Genomic DNA, 15,653 nt, shown 5'->3' on the forward strand with positions numbered 1-15,653 from the left:
TTAGACTCAAAAACAAATGCTAGGACAAGAAAAGTACAAAGCGGAGGATGACATGGAGCAAGCTGTGTTCTTAGACCGGGATGGTGTCATTAATGAAGTTAAAACGAACAGAGTAACGTTTGTCAATAAACCAACTGACTTTTACTTACTTGATGGTGTTGGAGAAGCCATTCGATCTTTTAATCAATCAGGTTTCGTTGTGTTCGTCGTGACAAATCAAGGTGGTGTGGGTCTTGGCTATATGACAGAAAAGACACTGCGAACGATTCATGAAAAAATGGTTAATCTTTTAGCTCAACATGGTGCAACCGTCAACGAAATTGCGTATTGTATTCATCGACCAAATGAAGGGTGTCATTGCCGAAAGCCTGGATCGCTTATGATAAAGCAATTAAGTGATAGGTACGGAGTAGATCCAACAGCAAGTATTATGGTAGGCGATCGAGAACCTGACATTAAAGCAGGTAAAAAAGCAGGCTGTAAAACGGTTTTAGTAGGGAATCGAACGAAGAATGAGAACTACGGTGCAGATGCTGTTTTTCAGAGTCTGGCTGATGCCGTCCCCTGGATCTTAAAGAAGAAAAGCCTTTAAAACACATGTATTCTTAAGGAGGATGAACATGAATAATAAGATGTCCTATGGTGATGACTACAAATCACTCCCGTTAACAACAATTGGAAATGGTGTGACGATCCAAGTATGTGAAGATGTTTATCAATACACGAATCAATTTGTGAATATTATCTTTGTTGGTCATCCAAACACAGCTGATTACGTAGTCATTGATGCAGGTGTTCCAGGTGGTGCGAACGAGATTATAGAAGCGGCTAACTCATTATATGGGTCAAAAAAACCAAAAGCCATTCTATTAACCCATGGGCATTTTGATCATGTTGGTTCCATTATTGAACTAATTGACCATTGGAAAGTAGATGTGTATGCGCATCCTTTAGAATTGCCATACCTGACTGGAGAAGAACGTTATCCAGAACCAGATCCAAGCGTTGAAGGTGGTCTTTTAGCAAAGATTTCTGCTTTATTCCCTAATGACCCTATTCAAATAAATGAACACGTCTTCCCCTTACCAGAGAATGGAGACGTTCCTTTTTTAAAATCGTTTCAGTGGATTCATACGCCAGGTCATACACCAGGGCACGTTTCCTTTTTTCGTCATGACGATGGCTGTTTAGTTGTAGGGGATGCGTTTACTACAGTTCGACAAGATCAATTATATGAAACGATTGTTCAAAAACAAGAAGTTAATGGACCGCCTCGCTATTTTACAACTGATTGGAATGAAGCAGAACAATCGATTATAAGTTTACAGAAGCTTGAACCGCTAGTAGCTGTTACTGGTCATGGAGTGCCTGTTTCTGGTGAAGAGCTAACGTCAGGGCTGACTGCATTACGAGCAAATTTTAATGAAGTATATAAACCAGATTACGGAAGATATGTTGAATAAGTAACAATCAGGTCTCATGGCATTTTTACTTTCCTTATAAACCACCATTATAAATAAAAAAGCTGGCATAGTAGCCAGCTTTTTTATCAATGATAGTGGTATCCAACATCTCGGTTACCTAAGTCTTGAACAGGGCGGTAGTTAGATGGATAGATCGATTGAAAGCGATCAAGTTGCTCTCTTGAGACTTGTATCGGTTCATCCAATACTGTCCATTTTACCCCTTCATCACATGGAGGCGTTGTTAAAGAACCTTCGTATTGAAAGGAATCTAATTCGCCAGGGATGAAATCGTTAGGATCGAGCACAACGGTTTCCGTAGCTGTACCTTCCTCAGTCGGCATTAAGTCCCACACTTGATCCAATGCTTCATGATGGTCTCCTTCTTCCATTAGCACACCTAAAACCGCTAAATTATCATGTTTGTCTACATGAACGAGATGTAATTCCATTTCGTAATGCTCATCTTCGAGTGTATGCTCACTCGGTGTGTGAAAATGAAATTGAGCAAGTGTATACGGAACACCAGCTAGGCGAAGGGTGCTTGCCGTCGATCCGTTTACGTCTGCTTGAATAGTGTGGCCATTGTTTTGAACAGAAAATGTGGTTGGTTGATATGTATTGATAAGTGGCCATTTTGCAGAGGACAGGTTGCTATACGATAATGCAATGGGTGATTGTTGCTCACCAATTGAACACATCGCATAAGATTCATCGAGCTCTCCCCAATGTTCTGGTCCTGTCTCCCCTTCATAAGACCAAGAAGCTTGTAAGGCTTGAACGGGACCTTGATACGTTAGCGTGCTGGCTTGAACAGATGAGGGCAAAAGCGTTGTAGCAGCAATACTAGAAAGAGATAAAGAGATTAATAGATTTTTAATTGGAAACGCCTCCTTTTTTGACTTACGCTAAAATTATCCCTTATAAAAACAAATTAATCTACATAGTTTTCCATTTTCCCAACATGAAAATCGTGTTTTTTGTCAAAAAAATAGAAGCTTTATCGAGTTTTAAGGCTTCTCTAGAATACTTAGGTTCTTTTTTAAATGCATAAGGATATAGAGAATCCTCTAATTTTTCGTTTCAGTCTTTTTTGAGTGCTTCCTGGGATTCTACCTTCATATACTAAAGTTGATACTGAAAAGGGTGATCCGAATGGACAATCAAGAGGAACAAGAGAAACTTAGACTATCAGAGGATTGTTTTTACTTGGAAACGCTTCTTGGCGTCATTTCGTCGACATTGTTTTTTTTAGGTGTAAAATTAGGAAGAGACATTTCAAGGATCAATCAATCAACAGCGCCATTGTCCGAGGAAGATATGGAAGAACTGATTATTTTTTCCGGCGCATCATCAACAGTAGGGGGGCTTCGTCAATATCAGGATATAGAAGATCTACTCGTTTCATTACAAAAAGATTTACATCATGTTGAAAGAGAGATAAACGAAATGAAGCAAAAGATGAATGACTATTACCGTTAAACAAACATCAGAACATAATTAGATTGAATCGTGCAAAAATTTCGTGGAAGTGGTACGATAAGAGGATCCTTTTGAAGCGAATGGAGCGTGCGAAATGACTCACATTGTTACGTGCCGAAATGTCACATTTAAAAGAGATGGACAGCAGGTACTAAACGATATCAATTGGACCATTAACCAAGGAGAGCATTGGTGTATTCTTGGGTTAAATGGATCTGGCAAAACATCTCTATTGAATTTAATCAACGGCTATGCTTTTCCGACAACAGGAACGATCGCTGTCTTAGGAAATGAATTTGGCAAGACGAACTTACCTAATCTACGAAAAAGGATTGGTTATGTCAGTAGTTCGCTAGACCGTTTCTTACATATAATGCAAAATGAAACAACAGAAGAAATAGTAGCAAGTGGCAAGTACGCCTCATTTGGCTTATATGAACACTTATCTGACCTTGAATGGGAACGTGTTGATGATATTCTTGAAACACTCCGATTGCAACATCTGAAAGGTAAATTTTTTTCTGTTTTATCCCAAGGCGAAAAAAGGCGGGTCTTAATTGGACGAGCATTAATGAATAACCCTGACATTCTTATATTAGATGAACCCTGTACAGGCTTAGATGTATTGACTCGCGAAGAACTCATTAGCGTAATGAATGAAATTAGCGCCAGAGGTAGTCACATCATTTACGTTACGCACCATATTGAAGAAATATCGGACGTCATTACCAATGTATTAATGATTCGTGATGGAGAAGTTGTTGAATCTGGTCGGAAAGACGACGTACTCACGAATGAATCATTGTCTACTACCTTTAAATTACCAGTAAGTGTAAGGTGGATTCACGGTCGCCCATGGCTCAACATTTCTACGCAAACGAATGAAAACCTCTCAAATCTATGAGAGGTTTTTCGTTGTTTTTCGACGATGATGCTGGAGAGTGCAACCGTAAACAATACAAGACACGAGAATAAGGATCCAAATAAGGTCACGATAAGTATCAAAAGACAGACTAAAAAAACGATGGCTCATTTCAAGGAGAAGCCATCCTATTGGCAATAAAGGAAATGCATAGAAACTTGCTTTTCGGTAGTAGCCAGTTTCGGTTTCTTTCTTTGCTTTATTTGATTGAGAGAATTGATGCTCCTTGTATCCATAATAAAAAAATGGAAGCAGAAGGAGTGTTCCTATTAGTACAATCATGTCTATACTCCTTACAATTTTTACCGTTTATCAAAAGGGTATCACGTCAACGGAGGAAAGTAAAAAAGAAAATGGGGAAAGATGATTAAATGTATTGATAATGAGAATCTTTATCAGTATTATGAGAAGAGAGGAGTGATTCCATGCAAAATGAATTAGATCTTTATGATATCACCATTGTTGGTGGAGGACCTGCAGGCCTTTTTGCTGCTTTTTATAGCGGTATGCGCTCAATGAAAACAAAATTAATCGAAGCAAGCCCTTATTTAGGAGGGAAATTAAATAGCTATCCAGATAAGATGATATGGGATGTTGGAGGACAACCGCCAATTAAAGCAAAGCAACTCGCTAGGCAGCTTATAGAGCAAGCAATGACGTTTGATCCAACTATTGTCTTAAATCAACAGATTCAAGATATTAAACGTACAAGAGAAGGATACTATATCATCCAGTCCAAAACAGGTGAGTGTCACCTTACACGTACCATCGTTCTTTCGATCGGATATGGTGCAAAAAGTGCAATAAAATTATCGGTTAAAGATGCAGATAAATATGAGAATTCAAACCTTCATTATACTGTTACAGACTTAAAACAATATAAAGGGAAGCGTGTATTAATTTCTGGTGGTGGAGACTCTGCTGTTGATTTTGCGAACGCTTTATACGGTATCGCCCATGATGTAATGGTTGTTCATCGTCGAAATGAATTTAAAGGGCATGAGCGGAGTGTAGAAACGTTATTGACGAATCGTATTCGGGTTAAAATGCCGTTTGCTGTTAAAAGACTTGAAGGTGATCAAGCGAGGATTAATGCTGTAGAGATTGATCAAGTAGATGAAAAAGGTGTCTTTTTGAATAGATGTGAGCATGTGAAAGTGGATGCAGTCATTGTCAATCATGGAATGAAAGCAGATATTGGAGGAATTCGAAACTGGGGTCTAAAAACAGATGACAGACATATTCTCGTCAACGATAAACTCGAAACTGGAAAAGAGGGAATCTATGCTGCTGGTGATAGCGCAATGTTTGGCAACAAAATTCATCTTTTGGCAGGTGCATTTACCGATGCCGCTACAGCAGTAAATCATGCAAAGTCTTATATAAAACCAGAGTCAGCCATGGACATTTTCATTTCTTCTCATAATCCTGTTTTTGATGAAAAAAATGAATTAATCGAACAGGCTGCAAAATAAAATTGACTTTCGCAAGAAGGTACACTAATATAATTGATATCGATTATCATTTTCAATTATAAAGAGATGTACATAGGAAGAGGAGAACGAATTATATGATTAAGCTTAACCATTCATCTAAACTATTTTTATTTTCTACAGCAATGATTGCTGCACTAGCAGGTTGTTCAGATAGCTCTAATGACACGTCTTCAGAAGATACAGATGCTACTGTTGATAGCAGTACGGAAGAACAAATTGTCATTGAACATGCATTTGGAGAGACGACTCTCGACTCAGTACCTGAACGTATTGCCACCGTGCAATGGGGTAACCAAGATGTAGCTTTAGCATTAGGTGTTGTGCCCGTTGGATTCTCTGCTGCCAATTTCGGTGTACAAGATGATAGCGGTTTACTACCATGGACAGCAGAAAAGCTTGAAGAACTTGGTGAAGAAGACCCAAATGTTTATCAAGACACAGATGGGCTAGACTTTGAGGCTATTGCTGATTCACAACCAGATGTGATACTCGCAGCTTACTCAGGTATCACAGAGGAAGATTACAATCTTTTAAGTGAGATCGCACCAGTTGTTGCGTATCCAACTTCTCCTTGGACAACGTCTTGGCGCGATCATGTGTTGATGAATGCAGAAGGCATGGGTTTGAAAGAACAAGGCGAGCAACTGATTGAAGATACAGAACAGCTCATTGATGAAAAATTAGCTGAATACCCAGAAATTGAAGGGAAGACCGTCGCTTGGGTAAACTTCTCTGCAACAGATACGTCTAATTTACATTTATATACACCTGCAGATACACGGGTTGCATTCTTAACAGAAGAATTAAATATGGAATTTCCTCAAGAAATTAAAGATGAGCTACCGAACGAAGAAGACTTTTCATTAAGTTTAAGTGCTGAGAATGCAGATATCCTTAATAATGTTGATGTTATTCTTGGTTATGGAGACGATGAATTATTTGAAGCGTTACAAAAGGATGCTCGTCTTGGTCAAATTCCTGCTATTGAAAGAGGATCAGTGGCATTTATTAATGGTGGCTCTGAATTAGGAGCAGCTGGTACACCGAATCCACTGTCGATTGCTTATACTATTGATGAGTATTTAGAGTTAATTGGAGATGCGCTGAATCAGGCAGAGGAGTAAATCTGGTGAAGGTCGATGTGAAACGCCATCGCTATTCACCTAAGCACGCAACAATGGTTATCGGCTTTTTATTAGCGATGCTACTTGTTAGCGTGCTTTCCTCTGTTGCTTTTGGCTCCCGTGTCATTACATGGAATGAATTACTTTCTGGCTTATTTGACTCTGAATACGACTCTTATAGCGCAAGTGTCGTACGAGAACGAATTCCGCGGACAATTTTTAGTTTACTTTGTGGAGCCGCTCTCGGCGTATCAGGTGCACTTATGCAGGCTGTGACACGAAATCCAATTGCTGACCCTAGCATTTTAGGTGTGAATACGGGGGCAGCCCTATTTGTTGTAGCAGGGTTAGCCTTTTTTAATATCAGTACAACGAATCAATATATATTGTTTGCCATTGTAGGAGCAATGCTCACAGCCGTATTTGTTTATGGAATTGGTTCCATGGGACGGGCAGGCGCCACGCCTCTAAAACTTGTATTGGCAGGAGTGGCTACAAGTGCCGCACTTTCGTCTATCGTAAGTGCCATTATGCTGAATCGCACTTATGTGATGGATCAATTTCGTTTTTGGCAAGTGGGGAGTGTCGGATCGGGAAGTTGGGAATCGATTTCTACATTCTTACCTTTTCTTGTTGTCGGACTTCTCATAGGAATCTTCTCCGCGTCTGCATTAAATGCACTAGCGCTAGGTGATGAAGTTGCAACCGGTCAAGGCGTTCGTACAGGATTACTGCGTATAACGGCTGCATTTGCTGGTGTTATTTTATGTGGAGCTACTACAGCTTTAGCTGGCCCAATTGGGTTCATTGGGTTGTTGTCTGCACATCTTATTCGTCTATTACTTGGCGCTGATTTACGCTATATTATTCCGTTATCTGCCATTGCAGGCGCGGTTATTCTAACCATTTCCGACGTAGCAGGACGTTTAATTGGTAGCCCTGGTGAGCTTGAAGCCGGTGTCATTACTGCTTTTATAGGTGCACCTATTTTAATTCTATTTGCGATGCGCATGAAAGTACGTTCATTATGATGAACTATACACAAAACAACCAATCAATGAAAAACATACAATTAGGTCGTAAGAAGAGACAATGGCGCTGGTGGTCGGTTACTATCACTTTATTTATTTCTAGTATTCTACTTTGCGGTGCTATGCTAATGCTAGGAAATACGATCTACCCTGCAAATGAAGTATTTCGCGCTTTGTTAGGAGAACAACTCGGAAGTATAAACTTTGCCGTTAATACAATTCGATTTCCTCGAATGCTTGCTGGTTTATTTGCTGGTTTTGCTTTCGGTATTGCCGGAAACACTTTTCAAACGATGTTACGGAATCCTTTAGCCAATCCAGATGTACTTGGGATTACCGCAGGTTCTAGTGCCGCTGCATTATTTTGTATTCTAGTACTACAAACCAATAACAGCATCGTTTCGATTGTAGCGATTCTTGCTGGTCTCGCAACCGTTGTGTTAATTTATGGTTTATCAAAAGGAAGAACGTTTTCAGTCGGACGCCTTATTCTTGTTGGAATTGGCGTACAAGCAATGCTAAGTGCGGTCATTTCCTATTTATTAATGAGAGGGGCGCAAGAAGATCTGCCTTCCGCAATGCGTTGGTTAAGTGGGAGTTTAAATGGTGCACAATTAGACGCTGTCTATCCACTCATGTTAACTGTTATCATCTGTTCACCCATTGTTATGTTCTTAAGTAAGCACTTGAGCATTTTGGAATTAGGAGAGCAGTCTGCCACATCCCTCGGACTAAATACTGATCGTACCCGTATGCTGCTTATTTTTGCATCCGTATGCATGATTGCGCTCGCTACAGCAACGACAGGACCGATAGCATTTGTAGCATTTTTGGCTGGTCCAATTGCGAAACGCTTAGTCGGTTCGGGTCTTTCAACCGTTCTACCTGCAGGGCTTGTAGGGGTAAACTTAGTTTTAGCTGCTGACTTAGTTGGCCAATTTGCGTTTGAAATTCGCTTTCCCGTTGGAGTTATTACGGGTATGCTGGGAGCGCCATTCCTGCTTTATTTACTTATACGTATGAACCGGAAGGGAAGTTTATAATGAAAGGAACTCACCAGTTTGAAACAAAAGACATTGTAGCAGGCTATGATGGGACAACCATTTTAAACGATGTCAGTTTAGTGGTACCAAACAACAAAATAAACGTTATTATTGGAGCGAACGCTTGCGGCAAATCGACTTTATTAAAAACGATGGCACGTTTATTAAAGCCGGATAAAGGTTCCATTACCCTTGATGGCAAAAAAATTCATGACATTCCCCCTAAAAAGTTGGCAAAAGTACTCGGTCTTTTACCACAATCACCTATTGTTCCAGAGGGAATTACAGTAGCCGATCTTGTTGGTCGAGGAAGATTCCCTCATCAATCTATTTTTAAAGGCTGGTCAAAAAAAGACTATGAAGCGGTCACTGAAGCAATGGATATGATGAAGATTACAGAGCTCGCTAATCGTAATATCGATGAATTGTCTGGTGGACAAAGGCAACGTGTCTGGATTGCAATGGCGTTAACGCAACAAACTGACATTTTGTTTCTTGATGAACCGACTACTTTTTTGGATATTACGTACCAAGTGGAAATTCTTGATTTGCTAACGGACTTGAACCGTAAGCATGGAACGACGATTGTTATGGTTCTACATGATATTAACCTTACTGCCCGTTACGCTGATTATATCTTTGCTTTAAAACAAGGCCGTCTTATAGCAGAAGGCTTACCAGGGGAAGTCATCACGAGTGAACTTATCCAAGAAATCTTTGAATTAAAATGCGATGTAATTGCAGATCCTGTTTCACATACGCCTCTTGTTGTGCCAAAAGGTCGTTACCATATAAATGTTTAGTCACCTTCCCAAGCTAACCGATTTAGCTTGGTTTTTTTTATGTGTAAATAAAAAATGGAGGATGTTGTACTCTCTTTTTTTAAAATAGAACTCCCCATATTTTATAATAAATAAACTTGTATTTGTTTATTGAACGGCGTTGTAATAGAGACAAATAAAAGGATACCGCGAGAATACACTAACACTTTCATTTTAGCTTACATAGTCTAATAAAAGGGCGAGTAAAGAGGGTGTAGTGAGATTGAGTTATTTTGAAGAGTGTTCAAATTATCAACGATTTAGGCGTACTTCAACAAACGGTAGAGTTTTATTTAATAATTCCTTTCCAATCAGTATAACAGGAGCCACTGGAATTACTGGTCCTACTGGACCCGCTGGAGGAATTACAGGAGCTACTGGTGCAACCGGAGCAACTGGAATTGGATTAACGGGGGTTGTAAATTACGACCCTGTACTTGCTACAAATTATCAAATTGGTCAAGTTGTAATTTATGAAGGTGGGACGTATCTTGTAGTTAGTTCCCCACCATCAGGAATACCTAGCGAATCGAATGATTATTTACTGTTAGCGGCTCCAGGCAACACGGGGGCTACCGGTGCAGGCTTTGAAGGTACTGTGCCTTACGACCCTGCTCGTGTGTTTGACTATAAGATTGGTCAAGTTGTGACGTTTGAAGGTAGTGCTTACATAGTAAACACTACCCCACCAACTGGTTTGCCATCGACATCTTCTGACTACACTCTACTTGTTAGTAGAGGAGCAACAGGAATCGGATTTGATAGTGGGATAGTGGACTACAATCCAACACTTGTTTCAGACTATTCAGTTGGTCAGCTAGTAAGTTTTAGAGGAAGTTTGTATGTAGTAAACACGGCACCACCGATAGGAGAACCAGAAACATCAGCGGACTATAGCTTAGTCGCAGAACGAGGAGCTACTGGAGCAACAGGAATTACAGGGGCTACTGGGGTAACGGGTGCTATGGGAATGACAGGTGCCACAGGTCTTACCGGGGCTACTGGAGTTACGGGTGCTACTGGACCTACGGGCGTCTCAGGAGCTACCGGAGTTACAGGAGCTACTGGTGTTACAGGAGCCACCGGGGTTACTGGAATCACTGGTGCCACTGGCGTTATCGGGGCTACAGGAGTCACTGGACCTACAGGAGTCACTGGTGTTACGGGAGCTACTGGGATTACTGGAGTTACTGGGGCTACTGGTGTTACTGGTGTTACTGGAATTACGGGAGTTACTGGTGTTACTGGAATTACGGGAGTTACTGGAGCTACTGGTGCCACAGGACCTACGGGTGTCTCAGGAGCTACTGGAGTTACAGGTGTTACTGGGATTACAGGTGCAACTGGAGTTACAGGGGCTACTGGCGCAACAGGAGTAACCGGAGCCACTGGAGTGACAGGTGCCAGAGGTCTTACCGGGGCTACCGGAGCAACAGGTGTTACGGGAGTTACTGGAGTTACAGGGGCTACGGGAGTTACAGGGGCTACGGGAGTTACAGGGGCTACGGGAGTTACAGGGGCTACGGGGGCTACGGGAGTTACAGGTGCAACTGGAGTTACAGGAGCTACAGGTGCCACCGGGGCTACTGGTCCTACTGGTGCCACTGGCGTCACTGGTCCTACAGGAATCACTGGTGCCACAGGAGTTACTGGTGCTACGGGAGTTACTGGTGCTACAGGTCTTACCGGGGCTACCGGAGCAACAGGTGTTACGGGAGTTACCGGAGTTACTGGGGCTACTGGTGCTACTGGTGTTACGGGAGTAACAGGAGCTACTGGGGTTACAGGTGCAACTGGAGTTACAGGATCTACTGGCGTCACTGGTGCTACCGGGGTAACGGGAGTAACAGGAGCGACTGGTGCTACTGGTGTCACCGGGGCCACTGGCGTTACTGGCGCTACAGGAGTAACAGGATCTACAGGGGTAACAGGTGTCACTGGAGCGACTGGTCCTACTGGAGTTACTGGTGGCACTGGCGTTACTGGAGTTACTGGTGGCACTGGCGTTACTGGAGTTACTGGTGGCACTGGCGTTACTGGAGTTACTGGTGGCACTGGCGTTACTGGAGCTACAGGTCCTACTGGCGTCACTGGTGCTACCGGATCTACTGGTCCTACGGGAGTAACGGGAGTTACTGGATCTACTGGAGTAACCGGAGCTACAGGAGTAACCGGAGCTACTGGTGTTACTGGAGCTACTGGTGTTACTGGAGCTACTGGAGCTACTGGAGTTACTGGAGCTACTGGAGTTACTGGAGCTACTGGTGTTACTGGAGCTACTGGTGTTACTGGAGCTACTGGTGTTACTGGAGCTACTGGTGTTACTGGAGCAACAGGGGTTACTGGAGCAACAGGGGTTACTGGAGTCACTGGAGTAACTGGTGTTACTGGAGCAACAGGGGTTACTGGTGCTACTGGCATTACAGGAGCTACAGGAGTAACGGGTGCCACTGGACCTACAGGAGTTACGGGGGTTACAGGAGTTACCGGAGCCACTGGCATTACAGGAGCTACTGGCGTTACAGGGGCTACCGGAGCTACTGGTGCTACGGGAGTTACTGGTCCTACTGGAGTAACCGGAGTTACAGGTGCAACAGGCGTTACAGGGGCCACTGGAGTCACTGGGGTTACAGGAGCTACTGGTGTTACGGGTGCCACTGGCGTCACCGGACCTACTGGCGTTACTGGAGCTACTGGAGTCACTGGAGTTACCGGTTCTACTGGAGTAACGGGAGTTACTGGACCTACTGGTGTTACCGGAGTAACAGGTGCTACTGGCGTTACAGGAGTTACTGGTGCCACTGGAGTTACCGGGGCGACTGGAGTTACAGGATCTACTGGTGCCACCGGTTCTACTGGGGTTACCGGTTCTACTGGTCCTACTGGAGCTACTGGTATTACAGGAGTCACTGGTGTTACGGGTGCCACTGGTGTTACCGGGGCCACTGGAGTCACTGGTGTTACCGGGGCCACTGGAGTCACTGGGGTTACAGGAGCTACTGGTATTACAGGAGCCACTGGTGTTACCGGGGCCACTGGAGTCACTGGGGTTACAGGAGCTACTGGTATTACAGGAGCCACTGGTGTTACGGGTGCCACTGGTGCCACTGGTGTCACCGGAGCCACCGGCGTTACAGGATCTACCGGCGTTACAGGATCTACGGGAGTAACAGGAGTTACAGGTGCAACTGGAGTTACTGGAATAACAGGAGTTACAGGAGTTACAGGTGCAACAGGTGCAACTGGAGTTACTGGAGTAACAGGAGCTACTGGCGTCACTGGTGCTACCGGATCTACTGGTCCTACGGGAGTAACGGGAGTTACTGGAGTTACTGGAGTAACAGGAGCTACTGGAGTTACTGGAGCTACTGGAGTTACTGGAGCTACTGGAGCTACAGGAGTTACTGGAGTTACTGGAGCAACAGGGGTTACTGGAGCAACAGGGGTTACTGGAGTCACTGGAGTAACTGGTGTTACTGGAGCAACAGGGGTTACTGGTGCTACTGGCATTACAGGAGCTACAGGAGTTACGGGAGTTACCGGCGCTACTGGAGTAACTGGGGTAACAGGAGCTACTGGAGTAACAGGATCTACTGGTGCCACTGGCATTACGGGAGTAACAGGTGCTACCGGAGTTACCGGGGCTACAGGTCCTACTGGCGTCACCGGGGCTACTGGCGTTACTGGAGCTACTGGTGTTACAGGAGCCACTGGGGCTACTGGAGCGACTGGAGTAACAGGGGTTACTGGGGCTACTGGGGTAACGGGAGTAACAGGAGCGACTGGTGTTACCGGATCTACTGGACCTACGGGAGTAACAGGTGCTACTGGAGCTACTGGAGCTACTGGAGTAACCGGAGTTACAGGGGTTACTGGTCCAACTGGAGTAACAGGATCTACTGGGGTCACGGGATCAACAGGTGTTACAGGTCCTACTGGGGCTACAGGAGTAACAGGAGTTACCGGAGTCACTGGGGTTACAGGAGTAACAGGTGCCACTGGCGCTACGGGAGTTACTGGCGTTACTGGTGCAACCGGAGCTACTGGTGTCACTGGAGTATCCTCACTTCAACCGTTTTTTAACAGCAATGTTCAAGCTCAAACGGTAGCAGCGGGTGGTCCTGTAAATTTATTAACGCCTGGTGCATACTCAGGATTCGGATTCGTTCCAGGCATTGGTTTGATTACGATTGTAACACCAGGTATGTACTATATAAGTGTTGGTCTGAATAAAGCAGCGGGGACAACGGTAGGGGCGGTTTTTGGTTTAACAATAAACGGTGTTGCCTCACCGAGCGCTCCGATTGCTTGCTCTGATACAGGAGGGTTATCTTTAGTTATTCGCGTTCAAAATTACAATGCAGGGGATACAATTCAGATCACGAATTTCTCCACATTCCCAGTCGTCCTTGCTAATGCTCCAAACCAAGCTAATAGTGCAGGTCACGTAACCATTCATCGTTATGCAAGTGGACCATCTGGAACTTTAATTACAATTTAGTTCCTTAAAGACTAATGTAGTCAGAAAAGTGTTCTCCTTTGTGCTACCTTTTCTGACTACAACAAAAAAAGATGTGTTGAGAAACTTCTTTCAAGTCTACATATCATGGGAAGATGCTTTCACTTGAAGTAGCTGAAATTGTTCTTGCTGAAAAGACATGTTTTTGTTACGATTAGAAAATGTTTTTAAATAAATAGGATCTTCATTGGAAAAACTGAAAGAATTGGAAGACACACTACCGAATCAATTGTCAGAACAAGCTGACAGAAAAATAAATGTTTGTTTCAAGTGGACACATTTGTTTTGCTATCTAGTGGTGTTTTTACAAGGATCTAGAAAAAAGGAGCAAGTTTACAACATGTCAACAAGGCAACAACAATGGTCCTCGAAGTTAGGCTTTTTATACGCAACTGCCGGTAGTGCAATTGGGCTCGGTGCAATATGGAAGTTTCCTTATATTGCAGGAACAAGTGGCGGAGGCGCTTTTTTCGTGCTTTTTTTAGTGTTCACTCTTTTAATCGGTGTGCCTTTGCTAATCGGTGAATACGTGCTGGGAAGACATTCTCAGGCGGATGCTGTTACGACGTTTAAAAAACTTGCACCTACATCAACGTTTCGTTTTACTGGATGGCTAGGTGTGGTGACTTGTTTCCTCATTTTGTCTTTTTACAGCGTTATTGGTGGATGGTCGATTCTTTATTTAGGCTCATCTCTTTCTGGACAATTGCATTCGTTAGATGCGGACGGATACGCCCAACGTTTTGGTGAATTAATAGCAAGTCCATACCTAGCGATAGGTGCGCAAGCGATTTTTCTTGCTCTAGCTGCTGGTATTGTTTCAAAGGGTGTGCAAAAAGGGATTGAAAAAGCGAGTAAGTGGATGATACCGATTTTATTTATTCTCTTGCTTATTTTAGCTGGTTACTCATTAACGTTAGAGGGGGCACAAGAAGGGTTAAGGTTTTTGTTTTCACCGGATTGGAGTACTGTATCAAATGACGTTGTTCTGTTTGCATTAGGACAGTCTTTCTTTGCTTTATCTCTTGGTGTGTCCATCATGATTACGTTAAGTTCCTATGCATCAAAGCAACAAGACCTACCTTTGTCCGCAATGACCCTTGGAGGTATGAATATACTTGTTGCGATGCTCGCTGGTGTGATGATATTTCCAGGCGTGTTTACGTTTCAATTGGAGCCTACTGAAGGACCAACCCTTATTTTCGCAGCAGTACCAACCATCTTCTCACAAATACCGTATGGGCAAGTGCTTGTCGTGTTATTTTTTATTTTATTTTTCTTCGCCGCTTTAAGTACAGCCTTTTCGCTGTTGGAAATAGTCATTGCGGCATTTATAAAAAAAGATGCAAGTAAAAGGCGTCAAGTTAGCTGGATTGTTGCTTTGTTCGTCCTGATAATGGGAATTCCTTCCACCTTGTCGTTTGGCTTAATGAGCGAGTTTTATCTTTTCGGAATGCCGTTTTTTGATCTTATTGATTACACTGTGTCCAATATTCTTATGCCAATTGGCGCACTGTTCATTAGCGTATTTTTATTAGTGAAAGTACCGAAATCGGTCTTGAAGAAAGAATTCCGACAAGGTAGTATGTTTGGACGGAAACTCTTTGTTGTTTGGTATAGTATGATGGTTTTGGTAGTACCAGTTGCCATTACAGTTGTGTTAATAGATCAATTGTTTGGTCTGAATGTACTATCTATTTTAGGTGTTATATTTTAAAGAAAAAAATTCAGCTGTATTAGCTGAATTTTTTT

Annotated in this window: 13 protein-coding genes; 11 read left to right on the forward strand and 2 right to left on the reverse strand. The window is 43.0% G+C overall.

Going from position 1 to position 15,653, the window contains the following annotated elements; translation table 11 throughout:
* Positions 1-16 precede the first annotated feature (16 nt).
* Positions 17-592 (forward strand): D-glycero-alpha-D-manno-heptose-1,7-bisphosphate 7-phosphatase, encoded by a 576-nt coding sequence (locus E2L03_RS15185; protein ID WP_367613693.1) that lies wholly within the window; start codon positions 17-19, stop codon positions 590-592.
* Positions 593-620: 28 nt separating this feature from the next.
* Positions 621-1,463, forward strand: coding sequence for an MBL fold metallo-hydrolase (locus E2L03_RS15190; protein WP_134259549.1), 843 nt, complete (start codon positions 621-623; stop codon positions 1,461-1,463).
* 86 nt (positions 1,464-1,549) lie between these two features.
* On the opposite strand, the gene E2L03_RS15195 is transcribed toward E2L03_RS15190, so the two are convergent.
* The gene (locus tag E2L03_RS15195; protein ID WP_055735245.1) at positions 1,550-2,290 is read right to left on the reverse strand and encodes a carbonic anhydrase; all 741 of its coding nucleotides are present in this window, start codon (positions 2,288-2,290) and stop codon (positions 1,550-1,552) included.
* 328 nt (positions 2,291-2,618) lie between these two features.
* Between E2L03_RS15195 and E2L03_RS15200 the strand changes: the two genes are divergently transcribed.
* Together E2L03_RS15200 and E2L03_RS15205 are read left to right on the forward strand one after the other, a co-directional pair.
* Complete coding sequence (locus E2L03_RS15200) at positions 2,619-2,945, forward strand: hypothetical protein (protein ID WP_134259550.1); 327 nt, start codon at positions 2,619-2,621, stop codon at positions 2,943-2,945.
* Positions 2,946-3,039: 94 nt separating this feature from the next.
* The gene (locus tag E2L03_RS15205) at positions 3,040-3,849 is read left to right on the forward strand and encodes an ABC transporter ATP-binding protein (RefSeq protein WP_095150229.1); all 810 of its coding nucleotides are present in this window, start codon (positions 3,040-3,042) and stop codon (positions 3,847-3,849) included.
* Here the strand turns inward: E2L03_RS15205 and E2L03_RS15210 are convergent.
* Positions 3,844-4,149 (reverse strand): PIN domain-containing protein, encoded by a 306-nt coding sequence (locus E2L03_RS15210; RefSeq protein ID WP_134259551.1) that lies wholly within the window; start codon positions 4,147-4,149, stop codon positions 3,844-3,846. The genes E2L03_RS15205 and E2L03_RS15210 overlap by 6 nt on opposite strands.
* Before the next feature lie 143 nt (positions 4,150-4,292).
* On the opposite strand from E2L03_RS15210, the gene E2L03_RS15215 reads away from it, so the two are divergent.
* From E2L03_RS15215 to E2L03_RS15245, 7 genes are all read left to right on the forward strand, one after another.
* Complete coding sequence (locus E2L03_RS15215; protein WP_134259552.1) at positions 4,293-5,342, forward strand: NAD(P)/FAD-dependent oxidoreductase; 1,050 nt, start codon at positions 4,293-4,295, stop codon at positions 5,340-5,342.
* A gap of 95 nt (positions 5,343-5,437) precedes the next feature.
* Complete coding sequence (locus E2L03_RS15220; protein WP_134259553.1) at positions 5,438-6,487, forward strand: iron-siderophore ABC transporter substrate-binding protein; 1,050 nt, start codon at positions 5,438-5,440, stop codon at positions 6,485-6,487.
* A gap of 53 nt (positions 6,488-6,540) precedes the next feature.
* Positions 6,541-7,518: a FecCD family ABC transporter permease gene (locus tag E2L03_RS15225; protein WP_134259601.1), complete on the forward strand. Its 978-nt coding sequence runs from the start codon at positions 6,541-6,543 to the stop codon at positions 7,516-7,518.
* A 26-nt stretch (positions 7,519-7,544) separates the two neighbouring features.
* A complete protein-coding gene (locus E2L03_RS15230) occupies positions 7,545-8,561 on the forward strand; it encodes a FecCD family ABC transporter permease (protein ID WP_243839535.1) in 1,017 nt (338 codons plus the stop codon).
* Entirely contained in the window at positions 8,561-9,364 is an 804-nt protein-coding gene (locus E2L03_RS15235) for an ABC transporter ATP-binding protein (protein WP_038479731.1), read from the forward strand. The genes E2L03_RS15230 and E2L03_RS15235 overlap by 1 nt, the downstream gene beginning before the upstream one ends.
* 235 nt (positions 9,365-9,599) lie before the next feature.
* The gene (locus E2L03_RS15240) at positions 9,600-13,883 is read left to right on the forward strand and encodes a beta strand repeat-containing protein (protein WP_208394360.1); all 4,284 of its coding nucleotides are present in this window, start codon (positions 9,600-9,602) and stop codon (positions 13,881-13,883) included.
* Positions 13,884-14,241: 358 nt separating this feature from the next.
* Positions 14,242-15,618: a sodium-dependent transporter gene (locus tag E2L03_RS15245; protein WP_134259554.1), complete on the forward strand. Its 1,377-nt coding sequence runs from the start codon at positions 14,242-14,244 to the stop codon at positions 15,616-15,618.
* The last annotated feature ends 35 nt before the right edge of the window (positions 15,619-15,653 follow it).

The sequence above is a fragment of the Shouchella oshimensis genome, from assembly GCF_004375095.1.
Classification (GTDB): domain Bacteria; phylum Bacillota; class Bacilli; order Bacillales; family Bacillaceae_D; genus Shouchella; species Shouchella oshimensis.